The sequence below is a fragment of the Geodermatophilus sp. URMC 61 genome (genome assembly GCF_052931555.1).
Map to the genome: position 1 here is coordinate 3,896,541 of NZ_JBRFHZ010000002.1, position 20,366 is coordinate 3,916,906.

General features: G+C 70.0%; 16 protein-coding genes. 7 read left to right on the forward strand and 9 right to left on the reverse strand.

Going from position 1 to position 20,366, the window contains the following annotated elements:
* The first annotated feature begins 251 nt into the window (after positions 1 to 251).
* From ACU610_RS18230 to ACU610_RS18250, 5 genes are all read left to right on the forward strand, one after another.
* Complete coding sequence (locus ACU610_RS18230) at positions 252 to 1,007, forward strand: 3-hydroxybutyrate dehydrogenase (protein WP_446769106.1); 756 nt, start codon at positions 252 to 254, stop codon at positions 1,005 to 1,007.
* 185 nt (positions 1,008 to 1,192) lie between these two features.
* On the forward strand, positions 1,193 to 3,130 hold the full coding sequence (locus tag ACU610_RS18235; RefSeq protein ID WP_446769107.1) for a helix-turn-helix domain-containing protein: 1,938 nt from the start codon (positions 1,193 to 1,195) through the stop codon (positions 3,128 to 3,130).
* A 201-nt stretch (positions 3,131 to 3,331) separates the two neighbouring features.
* Positions 3,332 to 3,979: a 3-methyladenine DNA glycosylase gene (locus tag ACU610_RS18240; protein WP_446769108.1), complete on the forward strand. Its 648-nt coding sequence runs from the start codon at positions 3,332 to 3,334 to the stop codon at positions 3,977 to 3,979.
* Entirely contained in the window at positions 3,976 to 4,842 is an 867-nt protein-coding gene (locus ACU610_RS18245) for a 3-methyladenine DNA glycosylase (protein ID WP_446769109.1), read from the forward strand. Before ACU610_RS18240 ends, ACU610_RS18245 begins: the two co-directional genes overlap by 4 nt.
* A gap of 131 nt (positions 4,843 to 4,973) precedes the next feature.
* Entirely contained in the window at positions 4,974 to 6,887 is a 1,914-nt protein-coding gene (locus ACU610_RS18250) for a hypothetical protein (RefSeq protein ID WP_446769110.1), read from the forward strand.
* 1,296 nt (positions 6,888 to 8,183) lie between these two features.
* Here ACU610_RS18250 and ACU610_RS18255 read toward each other — a convergent pair.
* The 3 genes from ACU610_RS18255 to ACU610_RS18265 all read right to left on the reverse strand — a co-directional run bounded on the left by ACU610_RS18255 (position 8,184) and on the right by ACU610_RS18265 (position 11,713).
* A complete protein-coding gene (locus ACU610_RS18255) occupies positions 8,184 to 8,378 on the reverse strand; it encodes a hypothetical protein (RefSeq protein ID WP_446769111.1) in 195 nt (64 codons plus the stop codon).
* Between the two features lie 192 nt (positions 8,379 to 8,570).
* Positions 8,571 to 9,098: a hypothetical protein gene (locus ACU610_RS18260; RefSeq protein WP_446769112.1), complete on the reverse strand. Its 528-nt coding sequence runs from the start codon at positions 9,096 to 9,098 to the stop codon at positions 8,571 to 8,573.
* A 1,190-nt stretch (positions 9,099 to 10,288) separates the two neighbouring features.
* Entirely contained in the window at positions 10,289 to 11,713 is a 1,425-nt protein-coding gene (locus ACU610_RS18265) for a recombinase family protein (RefSeq protein WP_446769113.1), read from the reverse strand.
* Positions 11,714 to 11,799: 86 nt separating this feature from the next.
* Here ACU610_RS18265 and ACU610_RS18270 point away from each other — a divergent pair, with 86 nt between their 5' ends.
* Entirely contained in the window at positions 11,800 to 12,168 is a 369-nt protein-coding gene (locus ACU610_RS18270) for a hypothetical protein (RefSeq protein WP_446769114.1), read from the forward strand.
* Here ACU610_RS18270 and ACU610_RS18275 read toward each other — a convergent pair.
* Genes ACU610_RS18275 through ACU610_RS18295 form a run of 5 tightly spaced genes read right to left on the reverse strand, consistent with a single transcriptional unit; the run spans position 12,147 to position 17,054 of the window.
* Positions 12,147 to 13,298 (reverse strand): branched-chain amino acid ABC transporter permease, encoded by a 1,152-nt coding sequence (locus ACU610_RS18275; protein ID WP_446769115.1) that lies wholly within the window; start codon positions 13,296 to 13,298, stop codon positions 12,147 to 12,149. The genes ACU610_RS18270 and ACU610_RS18275 overlap by 22 nt on opposite strands.
* A 10-nt stretch (positions 13,299 to 13,308) precedes the next feature.
* Positions 13,309 to 14,193 carry a branched-chain amino acid ABC transporter permease gene (locus tag ACU610_RS18280; RefSeq protein ID WP_446769116.1) on the reverse strand — a complete coding sequence of 295 codons (885 nt, stop codon included), beginning with the start codon at positions 14,191 to 14,193 and terminating at the stop codon, positions 13,309 to 13,311.
* On the reverse strand, positions 14,190 to 15,008 hold the full coding sequence (locus ACU610_RS18285) for an ABC transporter ATP-binding protein (RefSeq protein ID WP_446769117.1): 819 nt from the start codon (positions 15,006 to 15,008) through the stop codon (positions 14,190 to 14,192). Before ACU610_RS18285 ends, ACU610_RS18280 begins: the two co-directional genes overlap by 4 nt.
* The gene (locus tag ACU610_RS18290) at positions 15,005 to 15,802 is read right to left on the reverse strand and encodes an ABC transporter ATP-binding protein (RefSeq protein WP_446769118.1); all 798 of its coding nucleotides are present in this window, start codon (positions 15,800 to 15,802) and stop codon (positions 15,005 to 15,007) included. The genes ACU610_RS18285 and ACU610_RS18290 overlap by 4 nt, the downstream gene beginning before the upstream one ends.
* Before the next feature lie 25 nt (positions 15,803 to 15,827).
* Entirely contained in the window at positions 15,828 to 17,054 is a 1,227-nt protein-coding gene (locus tag ACU610_RS18295; RefSeq protein ID WP_446769119.1) for a substrate-binding domain-containing protein, read from the reverse strand.
* A 213-nt stretch (positions 17,055 to 17,267) separates the two neighbouring features.
* On the opposite strand from ACU610_RS18295, the gene ACU610_RS18300 reads away from it, so the two are divergent.
* Complete coding sequence (locus tag ACU610_RS18300; RefSeq protein WP_446769120.1) at positions 17,268 to 18,125, forward strand: tyrosine-protein phosphatase; 858 nt, start codon at positions 17,268 to 17,270, stop codon at positions 18,123 to 18,125.
* A 151-nt stretch (positions 18,126 to 18,276) separates the two neighbouring features.
* On the opposite strand, the gene ACU610_RS18305 is transcribed toward ACU610_RS18300, so the two are convergent.
* Positions 18,277 to 20,340 (reverse strand): diguanylate cyclase domain-containing protein, encoded by a 2,064-nt coding sequence (locus ACU610_RS18305; protein ID WP_446769121.1) that lies wholly within the window; start codon positions 20,338 to 20,340, stop codon positions 18,277 to 18,279.
* Between the last annotated feature and the right edge of the window lie 26 nt (positions 20,341 to 20,366).

Sequence of the window (20,366 nt, forward strand, 5' to 3'; positions counted from 1 at the left end):
TCGAGGGTCGTGCGGAGTGCCGCCCGACCGTAGGGACCGCAACCCCGGCGGCCCATGTGTTCCCGTCCCGCACTCGTGACCGCGATCATGTGTGCCGTCGCCATGATCGACCGCATCGCCCGCGGTGCCGGTGTGGGCGGATGCCGGGCGAGGGTCGACGGAGTGATGTGGGCCACCACCATCCCCGTTCGATGGAGTGTGTGGGCCCACGCCGTGTGTGCGGACGACGGGACCCCCTAGCGTTCGGCGACATGGCGGACTCAGGAACCCTCACCGGGCGGCGGGCCCTCGTCACCGGCGGCGCCTCGGGCATCGGCCGGGCGTGCGCCGTCCGGCTCGCCCGGGCCGGAGCGGACGTGGTCGTCGTCGACCGCGACGCCGACGCGGCGAAGGCGGTGGCGTCGGCGGTCGGGGGGACGGCGGTCGCCGTCGACCTCTCCGACCTCGACGCGGTCGACACCCTCGACCTCGACGTGGACGTGCTGGTCAACAACGCCGGGCTGCAGCACGTGGCGCCGCTGCACGAGTTCCCGGTCGACCGCTTCTCGCTGATCCTGCGACTGATGCTGGAGACGCCGTTCCGGCTGGTCCGCGCCGCGCTGCCGCACATGTACGACCGCGGCTGGGGGCGGATCGTCAACGTCAGCTCCGTCCACGGGCTGCGGGCCTCGGCGTACAAGAGCGCCTACGTCACCGCCAAGCACGGTCTCGAGGGGCTGTCGAAGGTGATCGCTCTGGAGGGCGCCCCGCACGGCGTCACCTCCAACTGCGTCAACCCCGCCTACGTGCGCACCCCGCTGGTGGAGAACCAGATCGCCGACCAGGCGAGGGCGCACGGCCTGTCCGAGGACGAGGTCGTCGAGCAGGTCATGCTCGCCCCCGCGGCCGTCAAGCGGCTGATCGAGCCCGAGGAGGTCGCCGAGGCGGTCGCCTACCTCTGCTCCCCGGCCGCCGCGTCGATCACCGGCAGCTCCCTGGTCATGGACGGCGGGTGGAGCGCCCACTGATGGAGGACCCCTTGCCCCCCGCGAAGGTCCCCGTCGCACCCCGTGAAGGACCCCCCTGCCCCCCGGCGCTCGCACACTCGCGGCGGGACCCTGCAGGGAGGCCAGTCGACGCCCGCGGCGGGATCGCGCAGGGGCGCCAGTCGATTCTCGTGGCGGGACCCTGCAGGGGGCCGGCACCGGCCAGAATGCCGGTCGTGACCCGCACGACCCCGCCGTCCGCCGAACCGGCACCGGCGTCCGGCCAGCTCGACGGCGCCGCGGAGTACTTCGCGCTGCTGCTCGAGGAGGCGGCGGCGATCGAGTTCGAGGGGCCGGTGGTGCGGGCCCGTGCGGCCGGCGCCGACGGCGCGGCGCTGGCCGGGCTGGAACGGGTCAAGCTGCTGGCCCTGCAGGTGCGCGACGCGTTCGCCGCGCGGCGTCGCCGGGAGTCCGAGCTCGCCGCGCTGTTCGACACCGCCGGCGACCTCGCCTCGCTGCGCAGCGTCGACGACGTCCTGACCGCGATCGTCCGGCGGGCGCGGCAGCTGCTGGGCACCGACGTCTCCTACCTGACCCTGCACGACGACGCCCGCGGCGACACCTACATGCGTGTGACGGACGGCTCCGTCTCGGCCCGGTTCCAGGCGCTGCGGCTGCCGATGGGCGCCGGCCTGGGCGGGCTGGTCGCGCAGACCGCCGCGCCGTACGCCACCGCCCGCTACTTCGCCGACCCGCGCTTCCAGCACACCGACGACATCAACGGTGGCGTCGCCGAGGAGGGCCTGGTCGCGATCCTCGGCGTCCCGCTGGTCCGGGGGTCGCGGGTGATCGGGGTGCTCTTCGCCGCCGACCGCAACGAGCGGCTCTTCGACCGCTCCGAGGTCTCGCTGCTGGGCTCGCTGGCCGCGCACGCGGCGATCGCACTGGACAACGCCCGCCTGCTGGAGGAGACCCGGTCGGCGCTGGAGGAGCTGTCGACGGCCACCCGGGAGCTGCGCGCCCACTCGGCCTCGGTGGAGCGGGCCGCGGGGGCGCACGACCGGTTCATCGACATCGTGCTGCGCGGCGGCGGCGTGGAGGACGTCGCGGCCGCCGTCACCGAGGTGCTCGGCGGGCGGATCACGGTCCTCGACGAGCACGGCCGTGGCACGCCGCCCCCCGGGTCGGACGGCGACCTGCCGCCCGACCCCGCGGCGGCCCTCACCCTCGCCCGCTCGACCGGCCGGACCGTCCGCGACGGCAGCTGGTGGACCGCCGCCGTCACGGTGGGCGCCGACCTGCTCGGCGGCCTGGTGCTGCACCGGGACGAGGAGCTGTCCGACGCCGACCAGCGCATCCTCGAGCGCGCCGCGCTGGTGACGGCGCTGCTGCTGCTCATCCGCCGCACCGCGAGCGAGGCGGAGGGCCGGGTGCGCGGCGAGCTGCTGGAGGAGCTGCTGGGGCCGACGCTGCGCGACCCCGACGGGCTGCGGGAGCGCGCCCGCCGGCTGGGTGCGGACCTCGACCGGCCGCACGCCGTCGTCGTCGCACTGGTCGAGGAGCGCGGCCGCGGCCGCGCGCTGGCGCAGGCGACCCACCTGGCCGCCGTCCGCGGCGGGCTCGCCGGGCTGCACGACGGCCGGGTCGTGCTCTGCCTGCCCGGGCAGGAGCCCGGCGCCGCGGCGGCGCAGGTGTGCCGGGAGCTCACCACGGCCGCGGGCCGGCCGGTGACGGTCGGCGGCGCCGGGCCGGCGCAGGGGGCGGCCGCGGTCGGCCCCGCGCACGTCGAGGCCCAGCGGTGCGCCTCGACGCTGGTCGCCCTCGGTCGGGCCGGGCAGGCGGCGAGCGCCGACGAGCTCGGCTTCGTCGGCCTGCTGGTCGGTGAGGGGCGGGACGTGCACGGCTTCGTGACCGCCACCCTGGGCCCGGTGCTGGACTACGACGAGCGGCGCGGCACCGACCTGGTCGGGACGCTGCGGGCCTGGTTCGACGCCGGCGGGTCGCCGGCGCGGGCGGCCGAGACCCTGCAGGTGCACGTCAACACCGTCACCCAGCGCCTGGAACGGGTGGGCCGGCTGCTCGGTCGCGAGTGGTCGGCGCCGGAGCGGGCCCTGGAGGTGCACCTGGCGCTGCGGCTGCACCGGCTCACCTCTGCTGGATCCTGAGAGACCGCGCCCCGGTTCCGGCGGCCCTCTCGTGGCCCCGTCCCGAGGCTCCGGCCCCGTCCCGGGCACCGCCGGCCCTCTGCAGGGTCCCGCCGCGAGCCTGCGAGCGGTGGGGGCAGGGGGTCCTTCTACGAGGGGTGGGGAGGGCGGGTCCTTCCACGAGGCGTGAGGAGGACGGGGTCCTCCTCCTACCCTGGACCGGTGCACGCCGCCCCGACCCGTCTGCCCGCGGCAGGGTGGACGGCGCTGTCACGGGGCCACGCGGAGCGGGCCGACGCGCTGACCGCGGGGCACCGGGCCCGCCGGGCGAGCGGCGCCCGCCACCCGGTCGAGGACTTCCTCTACGAGTACTACAGCGCCCGCCCGGCGCAGCTGCGCCGCTGGCACCCGGGCCCCCGGGTGGTCCTCGAGCCGGGCCCCGACGGCCCGGCGCCGCACGCCGCCTGGCGCTGGTACACCACCGACGAGGGCGGCGCGGTGGGCCTCGACCTCGACGCCTTCCTGGCCGACCGCGGGGACACCGTCGCCTTCGTCTCCCGGCTGCTGGCCGCGACCGCGTCCCGGCCGGCGCACACCGGCTGCTTCGGGCTGCACGAGTGGGCGATGGTCTACCGGGCCGACGAGCACCGGCACCCGATGCCGCTGCGGCTGGGCCAGGCCGGCACCGACGCCGTCGTCGAGTCCCACCCGGTGCGCTGCTCGCACTACGACGCGTTCCGGTTCTTCACGCCCGCCGCCGTCGGCCGCAACCGGCTGCGGCCCACCCGCGCCGGCCAGGTCGAGATGGAGCAGCCGGGCTGCCTGCACGCGACCATGGACCTGCTCATCCAGTTAGCAGGCAACCAGTGACCATCACGCTGCGTCACGGCGAGTGGTCGAAGCTGGCAGCCGAGCATGCCCATCGGGCTGACGAACTGACCGCCGGGCACCGGGTTCGCCGCTCCCATGGTCAGCGCCATGCAATTGAGGACTTTCTTTTCGAGTACTACAACACCCGACCGTCTCTGCTGCGACGCTGGCATCCCGGCCACGGAGTGCAGCTTGAACCGTCCCCCATCGGTGCGGCCCAACACGCTTCGTGGCGCTGGTACCGGACCAACCCCGACGGCACGGTGCTCCTAGACGTGTCCGCATTCATGGCAGATCGCGGAGACACGGTCCGCTTCATACATCGCCTCCTGACCGCTACGGCATCCCGGGCCGCATTCTTGGGCTGCTTCGGCCTCCACGAGTGGGCGATGGTCTACAAGCAGGACCAGCACCGTCACTCACTTCCTCTCCGCCTAGGCCAAGAAGGCACGGACACCGTCGTTGAGACGCATCAGGTCCGCTGCACACACTTCGACGCCTTCAGGTTCTTCACTTCTGCCGCCGCCGGTCGTAACCGCGTGCAGCCCACTCGGCGTAGCCAGCCAGACATGGAGCAACCCGGCTGCTTGCATGCCTCGATGGACTGCCACAAATGGGCCATGAAGCTGGGTCCGGCCGTCCCCGGCACCCTGGCTTTGGACTGCTTCGAGCTTGCTCGCGACGTGCGCCTGCTGGACATGCGAGCGTCGCCGTATGACCTGTCTTCCTACGGCTTGGAATCCGTCACAATCGAAACGACAGAGGGCAAGGCCGCGTACGTGGCACGACAACGTGACCTTGCAGCCCGAGCCGCCGAACTGCGCGCGGAGCTCATCGAGGTCTGCGGACGCCTGCTGGATTGAGTCACGTCCGGTCAGGCCAGGTGCTAGCAACCGCCTAGCCAGTGATCGCCTAGCCAGTGAACTAGACCCCTGTCGCCTAGGGGATACGCAATACATTTCATGCAAGCCCAACTTAGGAGGAGGTAGCCGGCGTGAATGTCGGGCGCTATTGGCGCCGAAAGCACTCCAAGCCGAGCGAGACAAGCGCTCATCCCACCGGCTTCGTGCGCGGCACGGAGTACTTTACGTTCTCCTTCTCGTTCGACGAGCGGGTCAACCTCGACCAACTAGCCAGTCGACTCCTGAGTGCGGGTCTTGCGGAAACAGCAAATAGACCAGATGAACGCGTACGCGTAAGCAGAAGGTTCCGCGAACTTGCCCGCACCCGCGATGCGGCCTCCGACCTCCTAGTTATCAACAAGTGGATTGAATCGAGCCAGAAGTCCGAAGTTCCCCTCACTTGGCGTCAACGCTGGTTGCTGACTCGTACGGTTACTCGCGCACTCGTCGCTAAGGCACGGCCCACAACCGACGCGAACGACAGGGAACAGCCGGTAAGCGAGCTGCTGCATGAGGTGTCAACGCATATCGACGACAGTATGGAAGAGTTGCAGTTGCTTGGGGGGCTGCGATCCGCGATCGACGTGGACTTGCTATCTCCGCGCTATTGGCGCACAGCTCCCGCCATGCGACTGCTACTCCGCCCATTCTACGCACGACTGTCGATCACTCCGGGCGATGGCGAGCTGGTCCGCTGTCATGTTTACTTGTTGATTCACGAATCCGGCACGTGCCAGTTGACGATGGAGCTTCCCATCGAGCATCCCTTAGACGCGGACGAACTGCTACTAGTGTCGCGCTCCCAGGCTGCATTCATTACCGACACCCGTGTGCCCTCAGAAGCACTGACGGTTGCACAGACCGAAGGAACCCCTCGCGGTCAATGGTCGGAGCTGGAGGAGGGGACGCACTGGCTGACCACCCATTTTGACGAGCCGATCGAAGTCGAGCATGTGTTCGATCTTTATCGGGAGACTATTGTCAGCCTCGCCGGCGTCTCGTCCGAAGGGCACTGGCTGTGCTACACCACAACGTTCGCCACCCCAGCGGAATGCTGTACAGGTAAGGAACTATGGATTCATAATCACTCTCTCGAACTGGCGGCATTAACACTGCGTTCCTCCTCGTATGCCATAGCTCTCCGCGACAAAACTCCCGTCAGTTCCGACCTCAGCGATACGAGGAACCGCGCGCTGTTCGTTTCTCCGGGTAGTGCCCTAGAACTTAATTGGACGACGACGCCCGCAGATCGGAGCATCCCCGACGAACTCCACCTCGTCACTCCTCTAGAGATGGTCCTACTTCAATATTGGCAGCTAGTAACTCTGGACGCGCGGTCCGATACGGCCCTGGCACGTGAAAGCCGATTGTCGGCAGTTCATCGTGAACTTTCGGCAGGACTACAAGAGTATGAGCGAGCATTCTTCAATAACCGAGACTCGCAGCGTGTAGGCGACGAACTACAACGCGAGCTTCGACTAGACAGGATATACAACCGGGTTGATCGGCGGATCGAGTTGTTGGCTCAGTACTCCGCGTCAGTCTTCGCCAAGAGAAGCGCTCGCCGAGCCTCGTTGTTGTCCTGGCTCGCGGTCCTATTCGCTATCATATTCGGCATTCCCTCGATTGCCCAGGGCCTTGACCAAGTGAAAAAGGCCGGCGCAGTCGATGCGCTTACGGGGGCGTCTGAGACTGAGATCGCGAGCCTAGCAATCTGGGTCTTCCTTATTGCCCTCGTGACGATAGTGGTTGTTTTTGGCGTAGTCTTTTGGCCCAGCCGAACCCTGCTGAGACGCCCGTTGAGCCGCTGGTCAGCGCGGCAGCCAGGTTTTGAGTGGCGGCGAGCGCCGCTTCATGTACGAATCGATCGCGAGTGGAAAGAGCAGGAGAAGCTTTCTGCATCTCCTAGAACCGAGTCGACTGACAAGACCCGGCCTACAAGTCGATGGACTAAGAAGCTACTAGCAGCGCTAGGAAGCGACTTACGCGACTCCCTAAGAGTGTAGAAGTGGGATTGTCGTATTTAAATTCCCTGACAAATGCCCTTGCAATATCCGAGGGCCGGCACATTGAGCCAGCATGCAGAGGGCAGGGATGGGGTACCGCATACAACGTGGGGGTTCTTCGACCCTGCCTTCGACTAGACGAGGCGATGACGACCTATGAGGCGACGCGGGCGCGGTGAAGGAAGGCACATGTGCCGTGCATCGCATGGCCCTGAGCCGGGAACAGTGGCCCTGCCCTGCCCTGCCCTGCCCTGCCCTGCCCTGCCCTGCCCGGCCCTGCTTTGGTCCTGATCCTCGTCCTGGTGTTGAGCCTGACCGTCGTCCGGATCGACTGGCGCGGTTGGTTTGGCCCGTATGACTGCGCTGGCTCGCGCGTGCCGGGAGCGGCCCCTAGATGCGGTTCCGAGCTCTTGCGGCTGGGCTCCCGTGACCTGAGGCTTCGCCGGTCGTTCCAGGGACGCTGAGCCGGTCGCAGGCGTGGGGTAGCACCCCTCGTCAGCAGGGAGCATGGCCCTTCGTGCGCCGAATTGGTCATCGATCCAAACTAGGCGCTGCCCGATGGGCGCCCGACTTTCTGTATATGCTGTGGCTATGCAGGCACCCGCTCAAACGGTCTGCCGCTTCGTCGTTGCGTCGCCTGATGGACGGCGCTCTAGCGACTGGAGGGTATGGACCGGCCAGGAGGGCAAGAAGCCGACCGACGAGGTTTACCTCGCCCCGAGGACGCAAGTTGTGGACTTCAAAATCAGTCTGCATTCGGACGGGTGGGCACAGTATGGCCTGTCAAAGGCGGTGAGAGAAGCAGCGCGCCCCGGTGATCGGCACGCGTTGTTGCGTTGGGAACTTAGTAAGAGGGAGATGTTTCCGGACTGGCGCCCGCTGTATTGTCTTCAGTTCCCTGAAAGCGAGCTTGTTGGCCTCCCCCTCCCTGATTCCGGGCCAACCCGAGTTCCGGCATCTGCGCCAGGAGCGGCACGCGTAGTCGTTATGTTGGCCAGTGATCGTCGGGTCAAAATCCCTGACGAACTTCGGGAAAACTCCATTGGCGTCCTCGACCGTGCAAATGGCGGTCATGTTCTCTTAGTGTCTACCGTGATGCCCTTTGACCTAAGCTTCTTTGATCAGATCGAGGCGCCGTCGGATGATTTGGCACCATGGGCTATCCCCGGTCTCCAAGCGGAACCGGAGCCCTATGGCTGGGTCGTCGATCGAGGTGCTGACGGAACGCGGCGGTCAACGGAATACAACGCTTCCGCGAGGAGGTCTGGCTCACAGCGGCCTTTGCTGGGCGACGTCTCAGCCGCCCTTCTTCCATGGGCGGATCGACCAACCGAGATTGATGACCGCGGGCTGGCATGTGCCGTTCTCGTAATGCCAAGCTCCGGCCAGCCAGAAGTCTTCGTTGACTATCTGGCCCGCTGTGATCACCGGCACCTTGCAGTTGACGTGTCGGACCTGATCTCGGCACATAATGCCGGTCGAATGGATCACGGCTGGGGCCGCCTATCCAATGGCGATCACTACACTATGGTCTCGACTCGCCGGGTGCTTGAAGAGAGTGGCGGAATGGGACCGGACCAGTGGGCGCCCGGACCATCGGCCTAGGGGGTATGACCCCTAAAGCAGATACGGCGCCATCGCCGGGTCTTAGCAGCCAAGGCCCTGCCACGGTTCTGGGGGCGATCAGCGCGCCTCTGGCGAAGAATCCTGAGGTGTCGGCTTCCATCGAGTTGCATACTCGATGAACAAGAGAAATATGTCATGACGAAAATCGCGCAGGTCGTACCACAGGTCTACTAGCTCAGGGATCCCAATCACGCGGTCTTCTATGCGTCCGCCAGCTTCCGCCTTCGTTCTCCTGATGAGACGCTGGGCCGTATTGAGGTCGTCGACTGGGCGAAACGAATGAATAACATGGTTGCGCACCTCATACAGCCGGCCATAGCGGTCACCGAAGCCCCTCGCCTCTGGGGTGTCTTGCTCAACAGCCTTTAGTTTCTTGGTCAGCTCCTCGCCGGACTTCCCTAGTGCGCTCAGGTCGATTTGGTCGTTGCGCATTAGTCTCAGCTCAACGAAAGCTGAGGCAGTCGCATCAAGTTCTCCCGCCTTCATCACTACGGCACCGATGTGTTCAGCGAGAGCGCGTTCCGCAGGGTCCGTGATGGGAAGAACTCGATGCCCATTGCCTGTCGAAGGTTCGTAGTGCTCCATGCGGCCCAGTGTCCCTCACCTAACCCGCTGAGTCGCCTTAGAACGACCTCCACAGGTTCCGGGGTAGGCGGGAGACCTGGCGCGACTCAGGGCGACCTCAGATCGGGTCTCAGGGGGCTAGCAACTGGCGTCTCCCTGGGCGATGCGCTAAACGACGACGCCGTGAGCCTTCCTGGCTTGCTCAATGGCTGCCAAGCCATCGGCGTGGGCCTTCTCGGCTGCCTGACGCTCAGCACGCTTGGCCTCGTATGCGGCGAGGGGACTACTGCTGTTGTCCTTGCTGGCCATCTTCAGTTGTCGATTCCTGTGCCCGCATTCGCGGGCATGGCTCGGCTTGCTCTAGGTCTTTGGACCAAATGCCTAGGAACGGTGGGCGCGAAGCGCCCCCAGGGATAGACCTTACCTGTCTGGGTGAAAGGCTAGGAACGGTGGGCGCGAAGCGCCCCCAGGGATAGACCTTACCTGTCTGGCTGAAAGGCTAGGGATGGCCCTGCCCCTACTTTCCCGACCGCCGGTGAGAATAATCAATAGGAAGATGCCTCTCGGCCAGTGCTGGCGCGGCAGTGGCGGACAGTACTCGTCCGGAATGCGGACGCTTCCCGTCCCCCGTTTCCCCGGAGTCACGGGCTTCATGCGGACGCCTACTGTCCGTGGCTGTGTCGGTTACATGTGGCATGCTCACGTCCAAACGTCCCCCCGCTGATCCAGTGAGGCTGGACGACGAGGCACCTGTGATTGGACCGCGCACTTAGGAAGCCGCGGGAGATGGCCTCCGATATGGCACGGCGTATCTGCCGGTCGCTGGCTTCCGCTCGCCCGTATGGCGTGGTCTGCTCGGCAATCTCCTTCCAGTTGTAGAACGGTGCGTGGCCGTTTCTCCTATGGGCACCGAACGCTAGGAAGGCGACCCGTAGCCATAGTGCGACGGTAGGGTTTCGCGCCTGCTCCTGCCACGGCATTTGCTGATGCATTGCGAAGCCGCTGCGCAAGTCGCCGGTCACGAAGAAGAGTCTCAGTCGCCGCACATCATGATCGCTATGCCTCAAAGGACACATTGTGATCATGCTGCGCCGTGCAGTAGTTTCTACGCTAGCTGGGAACAGGTGTGTAAATTGCAGCGAATGGCCGCATGCCCGACGACAAGAGCTGTGCGGTTCGTCCAGCGAGCCCCTCAGTCATCTACGGGGAGGTCAGGGGTTCACGATCGTCAGGGGCGCAGCCTCACGAGGGGTCACGCGGAAGTGCTCCGATCGCACCGTGCTCGCCCCCCGTCCTCGGGGCAGGAGTTCCACGCGCTCGAAGACGGCCGCGATGAGGCTTCGCAACTCATCCACCTGCATGGGTGCCGTCTCCGGGTCGGGGACGTCAGGGCTCATGGCAATGAATGACGCCAGTAGGTCCTGATCCGTGATCATGTGGGCCAGGTCGCCGGCCTCCTCAACCTCGGCCAGTCGGGCCTCTACCTCGGCAAGCCGGGCTTGCAGAGCCTTAGTCCGTGTGAGGAACGTGGGCCGGTCGATCACGGGTTCAGGGCTGTAGTAGTCCTCTGCGACCTCATCGAGGGCATGCTGAATCGTTGTCCGCTCAGCCCGTAGTGACTTCGTGGCCTCGCTGCTCTGCTGGCGCAGGGTCCCCCACTTCTCGCGGGACTCGGACTTCCTCAACTCCCTGGGGAGCGCGAACAGGACCACAAAGCCGTCAGCCTCAACGGACGGCGTGGAGACACACGAGGAACCCCGGCAGGTGTAGACGGAGTACGCACCGGGGGCGCCCTTGCGCCCCCCGCGCCATCCGATTTTCACCGGGCTACCGCAGACACCACAGGTGGCGATGCCGGTTAACAGGTGACGGGGCGCAGCGCCTCCACCCCCTGTGCGCCGGGCGGGGTTTGTCAGGAGACGCACAGCAGCCCGCCAGGTGTCCTCGGGGACGATGGGGTCCCACGTGGCCGGGCCGACTTCCTGCCCGTCATAGACGCGGATGGCCGCGTTCCGGGCGTTGAGCAGCACCGGGCGCAGCGTGGTCGCCGTCCACTGTCCACCACGGCAGGTGGTGTGCCCTGCGTCGTTGAGCTGCCGGGCCAGGACGGGCAGGGATGCGCCGGTCAATAGGTCCTCATAGGTCCTGACCAGCGCAGCAGCCTCGTCGGCACGGTGGGTGCCGTCCATCTCAAAGCCGAACGGCCGGGACGACCACCACGGTTTCCCCTGCTCCGCCCGCTGTTGAGCCGCCAGCCACTGACGCTCGGCCTTGTGCTCACCCTCGTAGGTGGCGATCACGGTCCCGATGCGGGCGTTCATGCGCCCCGTGGCACTGCTCAGATCAAGCGGCCCGGCAGACGTGACCGTGTGGACGTTGACCTCCAGCTCGATGACCCGTTCTAGGTCACGGTTCTTGCGGAGCAGCCGGTCCAGGTGCCAGACCACGATGGCCTCGGGCGACGAGGCCAGTAGCGCCTCGAAGCCGGGGCGGCGCTTACCTGTGGTCGCGCTCATGTCGTTGTCACGGAAGATGCGGTCCTCGCTGACCTCCCAGCCGTTGCGTTCGCACAGCTCCCGGCATTCCTTTTCCTGCCGTTCGATGCCGAGGCCAGCACCGGTCTTGTCCAGGCTCATGCGGACGTAGATGGAGGCGCGGACGGGACCGCTGCGGGCAGGCCGACGGTAGCTGCGGCGAGGGGGCATGGGTGCATGCTAGCTCAATGACGAGGGACCTCTACAAGTGGGCCTACAAACTCGGTCCCGCCGTCCCCGGCGAGCTGCTGCTGGACTGCTTCGTGCTGGCGGCCGACGTCCGCGAGCTGGACATGCGTGCCTCGCCGTACGACCTGCGCGCGGCCGGCTACGAGCCGGTCGCGATCGAGACGCCGGAGGGCAAGGCGCAGTACGTCGCCGCGCAGCGGGAGTTCGCCCGCCGGGGCGCCGGGCTGCGGTCCCGCCTGCTCGACGTCTGTCGGGCCGTCCTGGCTCACGGCCGTGGCTCCGGGCTCACCACTGGTGGTGCGCCCGGACCGGCGACGATCAGCTCAGCTGATCACCGGGACGCCCGCTACAGCCCGTCGCGGGGCTGACCGGCGCCCACGCCGACGCCGCGGCCGGCCGCCTCCCGCAGCTGCTCGACGGCGCGTCCGGGCACCGTCGTCCCGTCGGCGGGCGGCGTCGTCCCCGGGCGCCGGCCGGCCCGCCGCTCCCGCAGCCGGGCCACCAGCCCCGCGATCCCGCCGGGGACGAAGAAGACGACCACGACGAAGAGCGCGCCCAGGATGAACAGCGGCTCGGACAGCGGCACCCGCAGCCACGACGGCAGGTCCTGCACCGCCGGCGACTGGGCCAGGTCGGTCAGCCGGCTGTCCAGGTAGGTGTAGAGGACCCCGCCGAGGACGGCGCCCCATCGGCTGCCCGCGCCGCCGAGCACCACCATGACCAGCAGGCCCAGCGTGAAGTCCGACGTCGTGACCCGCGGCGTGGAGCCGCCGAGGAGCAGCAGGTGGACGACGCCGCCGAGGGTGGCCAGCAGGCCGGCGAGCACGAACAACAGCAGCTTGAACGGGTAGGGCTTGAGCCCGAGGACCTCGACGCGGCGCTCGTTCTCCCGGATCGCCTCCCACACCCGGCCGGCGCGCGAGCGGGTCAGCAGGGTGACGACGAGGTAGACCAGCGCGAGGTAGGCCAGCGCCAGCCAGTACTTGTTCACCGTGTTGAAGACCCCGATGAACACGTCGGGGATCGGCTCGCGGGCGACCGCGAGGCCCTCCTCGCCGCCGGTGAGGCCGCCCGGGTCCTGCAGCACGATGATCGAGCCGACCTGCGCCGTCGCCAGCGTCACCATCGAGAAGGCGATGCCGGAGACCCGCAGCGCCACGCCGCCGACCAGCAGCGGCAGCACGACGCCGACCACGGTCGTGAGCGCCAGGGCGGCGCCGAGGCCCAGGCCGAACTCGGTGAGCGCGAGGTTGGCGACGTAGGTTCCCGCCGCGAAGTAGAGCGCGTGGCCGAACGACAGCAGCCCGGTGAAGCCGAACAGCAGGTCGTAGGAGAGCGCCACCCCGCCGAACACCAGGCACAGTGCGAGCAGCTGCAGGGTGCCCGGGCTGTTGAGGGCGCCGTCGAACAGTCCCGGCAGCGGCAGCGTCGAGTACGGCAGCAGCGCCAGGACGACGAGGACGACCAGCGGCGCCAGCCGCGTCAGGTTCCGGCTCATGACGCCCCTCTCAAGCCACTCTCGCCGTCAGCCCACCGGGGCGCGTCAACAGGACGACGGCGAGCAGGAGCACGACCGACAGGTCGCCGACCCCGCTGGCCGCGTAGTAGTTCGCGAACTGCTGCACCAGGCCGACCAGGACGGCGGCCACGGCGGTGCCGGTGATCGAGCTCATCCCGCCGATGACCACGACGATGAAGGCGAAGATCAGCAGCGAGGTGCCCTGCCCCGGGGAGATCGAGCCGAGGTACACACCGCCCAGCGCGCCGGCCAGCGCGGCGAACGCGCCGCCGAGGGCGAAGACGAGGGTGAACGCCCTGCGGACGTCGATGCCCAGCGCGGTCACCATCGTGCGGTTCTCCACCCCGGCGCGGATGACCAGGCCGAAGCGGGTGAACCGGAGGAAGGCCAGCACCGCCACGAGCACGACGACGGCGGTGGCGATCAGCAGGAAGCGGTCGTTGGGCACGTTGGCGCCCAGCAGGGACGTCGTCCCCTGGGCGACCTCGGGGCGCGGGAACGGCCGCGGGTCGGCGCCCCAGACGGCCCGCACGAGGGCCACCAGGGCCAGGCTCAGGCCCACGGTGACGAGCACCTGCTCGATGTGCCGCTGGTACAGCGGTCGGATCAGCGTCAGCTCGATGACCGCGGCGACCAGCGTGCCGACGGCGACGCCGAAGGCGACCGCGTAGAGGAAGCCCCAACCGGTGGCGCCGGCGCCGGGCAGGTTCTCCGCGGCCCACCAGGTGCCGTAGGCGCCGATGGTGAGGAAGGCGCCGTGGGCGAAGTTCAGCACGCCCATCAGCCCGAAGATCAGCGACAGCCCGCTGGCGACGAGGAAGTACAGCGCCGCCAGGCCCAGCCCCGTGATCGTCAGCAGCACGACCGTGCTCATGCGCCGGCCTCGCCGGCGATGGGCCGTCGCATGCGCACGTGCTGCTCCGTCGCTGGTGAGCTCGCGCGCTCGCTCCCTGTGTGCGCACCCCCGCTCGGGGCGACACCGAGCAGCTCGCGGGTGAGCTCGGGGTCGGCCAGCAGCTCCGGCGCGGACCCGGCCCAGGCCACCCGGCCCTGGTCGACGACGACGGCGTCTGTCGCCATCCGGCGGACGACGGTCAGGTTCTGCTCGACGAGCAGGATCGTCACCTCCTCGGCCGCGCGGGCCAGCACGTCGGCGACCTCCGCGACCAGCAGCGGGGCCAGGCCCTTGGTGGGCTCGTCGACGAGCAGCAGCTGGTTGTCGTTGAGCAGCAGCCGCGCGATGGCCACCATCTGCTGCTGGCCGCCCGAGAGCGTCCCCGCCAGCTGCCGGCTGCGCTGCTTCAGTTCCGGGAACAGGTCGTAGACCCGGTCGTGGTGGTGCGCGGAGTCGCGCCGCTCGGCGAGGGTGAGGTTCTCGGCGACGGTCAGCCCGCCGAAGACCTCGCGGTCCTCGGGGGCGTAGCCGATGCCCAGCCGGACGACCTCGTGCGTGCGCCGTCCCTGCAGCCGGTGCGTGCGGCCGTCGTCGCCGGTGAACTCGATCGTGCCGGTGGAGGGCACCAGGCCCAGCACTGACTTGACGGTCGTCGTCTTGCCGGCGCCGTTGCGGCCCAGCAGCGCGGTGACCCCGCCGCGGCGGACGGTCAGGTCGACGCCTTGGAGGATGTGGCTGCCCGAGAGCCGTACGTGCACGTCGGCCAGCCGCAGCAGCGGCGACGAGGCGCTCACAGGGCGTCCCCCAGGTAGGCCTCCTGCACGGCGGGGTCGCTGGTCACCCGCGCCGGGGTGTCCAGGGCCAGCAGCGAGCCGTGGTGCATCACGGCCACCCGGTCGGCCAGGCCGAGCAGCACGTCCATGTGGTGCTCGACCATGAGCACGGTCCTGCCCTCCTCGCGGTGCACGGAGGCGATCAGCTCGGTCAGGCCGGCGACCTCCTCGGTGCTGACGCCGGCCATGGGCTCGTCGAGCAGCACCAGCGCCGGGTCGGTCGCCAGCAGGATGGCCAGCTCGAGCTTGCGCTTGTCGCCGTGGGAGAGGGACCCGGCCAGCACCTGGGCGCGGTTGCCCAGGCGGACCCGGTCCAGCGCCCGGCCGGCCACCTCGTGCGCCCGGTCGGACGGGCGGACCAGCTGCCAGGCCCGCATGCTGCCGCCGAGGCGGGCCTGCGCGGCCAGGCGCACGTTCTCCTGGACGCTCAGCCCGGCGAAGACCGAGCTGGCCTGGAAGGTGCGCCCGAGACCCTGGCGGGCGCGGTCGGCGGGGCTGGCGTCGGTGATGTCCGTGCCGGCGAGCGCGACCGAGCCGGAGGTGACCGGCAGCAGCCCGGACAGCAGGTTGAACAGCGAGGTCTTGCCCGCCCCGTTGGGGCCGATGACGGCGATGAACTCGCCCGGCGCGACGTCGAAGGTGACGTCGGAGACGATCACCGCACCGCCGACGGCACAGGTCAGGCCGGCCACCTGCAGCACCGGCGCGCCTGCGGGGCGGGCGGCCGGCGCCGCGGCGGCGGACGTGCTGGGCACCCGAGCTCCCTCGTCGATCCGGGGGTCAGGAGGTGGCGACCGGCGGGGCGGTGGCCTCGGCGTCGAGGGTCTCGACCAGCACCGGGACGAGCTCGCCGCCCTGCTGCTCCAGGCGGGCCTGGAACATCGGCTGCAGCAGCGCGTGGTCCTCCGCGCGGATGGTCAGCTCGCCCTTGACCCCCTCGAAGGTCCAGCCCTCCAGGGCGCTGATCATGGCCGCGACGTCGTCCCCGCCCTCCTCGACGGCCCGCACGACCATCTGCGCGGCGGTGCAGCCGTCGGGCGTGAAGATGTCCACCGTGCCGCCGGCCGCCTCGACCCGCTCGGCCAGGGCCTGGCTGACCTCGTTGTCGACCGCCTCGGCGAAGAAGTGCGACAGGAAGTTCAGCTGGCCGGCCACCTGGTCGCCGTAGGTCGGGTAGGACGCCCGCAGGTCCAGACCGGTGACCACGTTGGTCGCGTCGAACACGCCCTGCTGGCCCATCGCCTGCCACATGGCGGGGGCGGTCTCACCGGCCCACGCCACGAAGGTCAGGTCGGCACCGGCGTCGCGCGCCTGCGCGGCGAACGGGGTGAGGTCGGTGGCGCTGGTCGGGACCAGCAGCGGGGTGACGTTCGCCTCGCCGGCCTCGCCGAGGACGGCGGTGACCGCGGCGACGTTGGCCTGACCGAAGGCGCTGTCCTGGGCGAAGACCAGCACGTCCTGGCCGGCCGGGTCGCCGATGAACGACTGCGCGGTCAGCACGTCCTGGTAGGTCTGCCGGCCGGAGCGGAAGGTGTTGTCGTTGACGCCGGTGACCGCGTCGGTGGCGGCCGGGCCGGAGATGAACAGCACGTCGTTCTGCTCGGCGAGCGGGGCGACCTGGGTCGCGACACCGGAGGACGCCGAGCCGGCGATGATCTGCACGCCCTGGCCGATGAGGTCGGTGGCCTCGGCGACGGCCTTCGCCGGGTCGCCCGCGTCGTCCCGCTGGACGACCTCGATCGGCCTCCCGGCGACCTCGTCGGTGCCGTCGGTGACGTGGTCCAGGCAGGCCTCGAAGCCCTGCAGGTACTGCTCGCCGTAGGCGGCCAGCGGGCCGGAGATCGAGGTGACCAGACCGATCCGCACCGGGGCGCCGCCCTCCTCGTCACCCCCGCCGCCACCACCGCCGCCGCTGGCGGCCGTCGGGCTGCCGCACGCGGCGGTGGCCGCGAGGAGCCCGGCCGCGGTCACGGCGAGCGCGGCGGTGCGGGAACGGGAACGCGACATGAGGGGACTCCTCTGGGGGTGCGGCGGTGCACGTCGGGCGCCCCGCCTCACAGGAGGTGGGCCGCACCACACCGTAGGTAGTGACCGGAGCCATACCCATGTGTCCGGCCGCCACAGTTGATCATCGTCCGATGGGTGCTCGAGACACTTCCGCCCTCCCGGCGGCCTGGCCGCCGTCAGGGCGGCGCCGCCGGGAGGCCGTACCGTCGGGGAGTGACCTCCGCACCGACCGACGGCGTCGCCGGGCGCCGCGACACCGACCGCTGGCTGCGCCTCGACGGGACGACGAACACCCGCGACCTGGGTGGGCTGCCCACCGTCGACGGCGGGACGACGGTCCCCGGGCGGGTGCTGCGCAGCGACAACCTGCAGACGCTCAGTGAGGACGACGTCCGCCGGCTGGTGGGCGACGTGCGGCTGCGCCAGGTGGTCGACCTGCGCACCACCGCCGAGGTGTTCCTGGAGGGCCCCGGCCCGCTGCGCGCGGTGTCCGAGGTGACGCACCGGCACTTCACCCTGCTGCCGGAGCGGGGCCACCACACCGACGTGTTCGCCGTCGAGGAGGCCGACGCGCCGGAGCTCCCGGCCGACTGGGCCGAGTCCATCCTGCCGCGGCAGGTGGCCGAGAGCGACCAGGGCGAGCCGCCGGCGGTGCGCTCCTACCTGGGCTACCTGGCGCACCGGCCGGACAACGTGGTGGCCGCGCTGCGCGCCCTGGCCGCGCCCACGGACGGCGCCACGGTGGTGCACTGCGCCGCGGGCAAGGACCGCACCGGGGTGGTGGTGGCCTTCGCGCTCGCCGTGGCCGGCGTCCCGCACGAGGAGATCGTCGCCGACTACGCACTGACCGCCGAGGTCATCGACGACCTGGTCGCGAAGCTCGCCGCGTCACCGACGTACGCCGAGGACATGGGGCGCCGCGACGTCGCCAGCCACACGCCGCGGGCGGAGACCATGCGCCGGGTGCTCGAACTGCTCGACGAGCGGCACGGCGGCCCTCAGGGCTGGCTCACCGAGCACGGCTTCGGCCCCGAGGAGCAGGCCGCGCTGCGCGCCCACCTCCGCGGGTGAGGACCCCGTCCTCCCCTTGACGGACCCCCTCGCCCCGCCACGGGGGCCGTCAGAGCTCAGGGCGGTGCCCTGGACGGGGCCGCGGCGAGCCTCGGGACGAGGCGACCCGGGACGGACCCTGCAGGAGCCGGTGGGACCCGGGACGGGGCCATCAGGATCTGGCGGGGCCGTGTCCGTCGCGGCTGGCGCCCTTGTGCTGGTACATGTCGGCGTCGGAGGCGCGCAGCAGCGCGTCGGCGCTGCCCGATCCGCCGCCGCCGTGGACGGCGACACCCACGCTGGTGCCGACCGTGACGTCGGTGCCCTCGAGGCGGAAGGGCTCGTCGAAGCACCCCAGCACCCGGGCGACGACACGATCGGCGTCCTCCGGCCGGGCGAGCACGGGCAGGAGCACGGCGAACTCGTCACCGCTGAGCCGGCCGACCATGTCGCCGGGGCGGATCGCGGCCCGCAGCCGGGCGGCCACCTGGCGCAGCAGCTCGTCACCGGCGGCGTGGCCGAGGGAGTCGTTGACCGACTTGAACCGGTCGAGGTCGCAGAAGAGCACGCCGACGTGGCGCTCCGCAGGCGTGGTGGCCAGCGCCTCCCCGAGCCGGTCGAGGAAGAGCACCCGGTTGGGCAGCCCGGTGAGCGCGTCGTGGGCGGCCTGGTGCCGCACGGTCTCGAGCAGGCGGGCCCGCTGGAGGGCGGTCGCGGCCTGGTCGCCGACACCGCGCAGGCGGTGCAGGACGTCGCCGGCGAGGACGGCGGGAGCACGCCCGGCCGGCCAGCTCGCCGTGGCGACACCGAGGAACGTGCGCCCGGCCAGGACCGGGACGGCGACGACGTCGGTGAGCTGCAGGGCCGTGAGCAGCTGCTGCAGCACGGGACTGCTCGACTCGGGCCGCAGGAAGCGCGGCTCCCGGTCCGTCAGCATCCCGACCAGCTCCGGGACGTCCTCGGCGTGCAGAGGCGTCCCGTACAGCAGCCGCTGGTGCTCCTCCACGGGGTCCACGTGGGCGGCCGTGCGCAGGCACCCCTCAGCGGGGTCCCACAGCAGCACCGCGGCGCTGTCGCACCCGACGACCCGGGGCAGCGCCTCGGCCACCACGGTGCACACGTCCACGGCGTCGGTGGCGCCGGCGAGCTCGTGGGCCAGGGTGAGCAGCGTGCCCGCGCGGTCGGCCTCCTGCCGGGAGCTCTCCAGCGCCATGAGCAGGTCGAGGGCGGCCGCGGCGTAGCCGGCGTAGGCGGCGAGCATCTGGCGCTCGTGCCGCAGTCCGCCGTCGCCGGGGCGGTACACCGTGGCCAGCCGGCCGTGCACCCGGCGGGCGGAGGCGACGTCGACCGCGACGACGTTGGGGCCCGGGTCGGCGCCGGCCAGCAGCGTGGCCGCGAGGGCGTCGACCTGGTGCTGCGGCAGGCCGGCGCCGTGCACCAGCGCGGGACCGCCCGCGGGGTCGGACACGGCGAGCACCCAGCCCGGGGCGAGCACCGCCTCGGCGGCCTTCTCGATGATGCGGCGCAGGACGGTCTCGACGTCCTCGCTCGCGACCAGGTCGGCGGCCGCCGACTGCAGGATGCGCAGCTGCTCGCGCAGGGCGAGCAGCTCGGGGACGTCGTCGTCGCCCCGGCGGCGCCCGCTCAGCCTCCGGCGACGCTCCCACGTCAGGTGGTAGACGCAGACGGGGTGGCCGTCGGACTCGCACTCGGTGTGCACCAGCTCCGCCGGCGGCAGCCCGAAGACGGTCGGCACCATGCCGATGAGGCCCTGGGCGTACTCGCAGTCCAGCCGGGAGTGCCGGTAGCCGTCGTGCAGCCGGTAGGTGAGCGTCGCGTGGGTGGCGCCGGCCTCGAGGACCCGCATCGTCGAGGTCGTCGAGAACTTGGCCACGGCGCGCGGCAGCTGGCGGTACACCTGGCGGGGTGAACCCATCGCGCGGACGAGCAGCACGAGAGCTGGGGTCAGGCCGAGCCCGAGGGCCTCGCGGCCGACGCGGAACATGGTCTGCGGGTCGCCGAGCACCTCGGTGGCGGCGGTGAACAGCTTGATCCGGGTGTCGTAGCTGGTCCAGTGCGACGGCAGCTCGAGCTCGGCGGCGGTGAAGGGCACGCCGGCACGGCGCAGCACCTCCGTGACGGCGTCGTCCCCACCCTGCCGGCGGACGTGGCTGAGCAGCAACCCCGTGGTGGCGCCGGACGTCTCCCGGGCCTCGGACACCGCAGGGCCGCTCACCTGGGGCCACCCGTTCTGCTCACGCC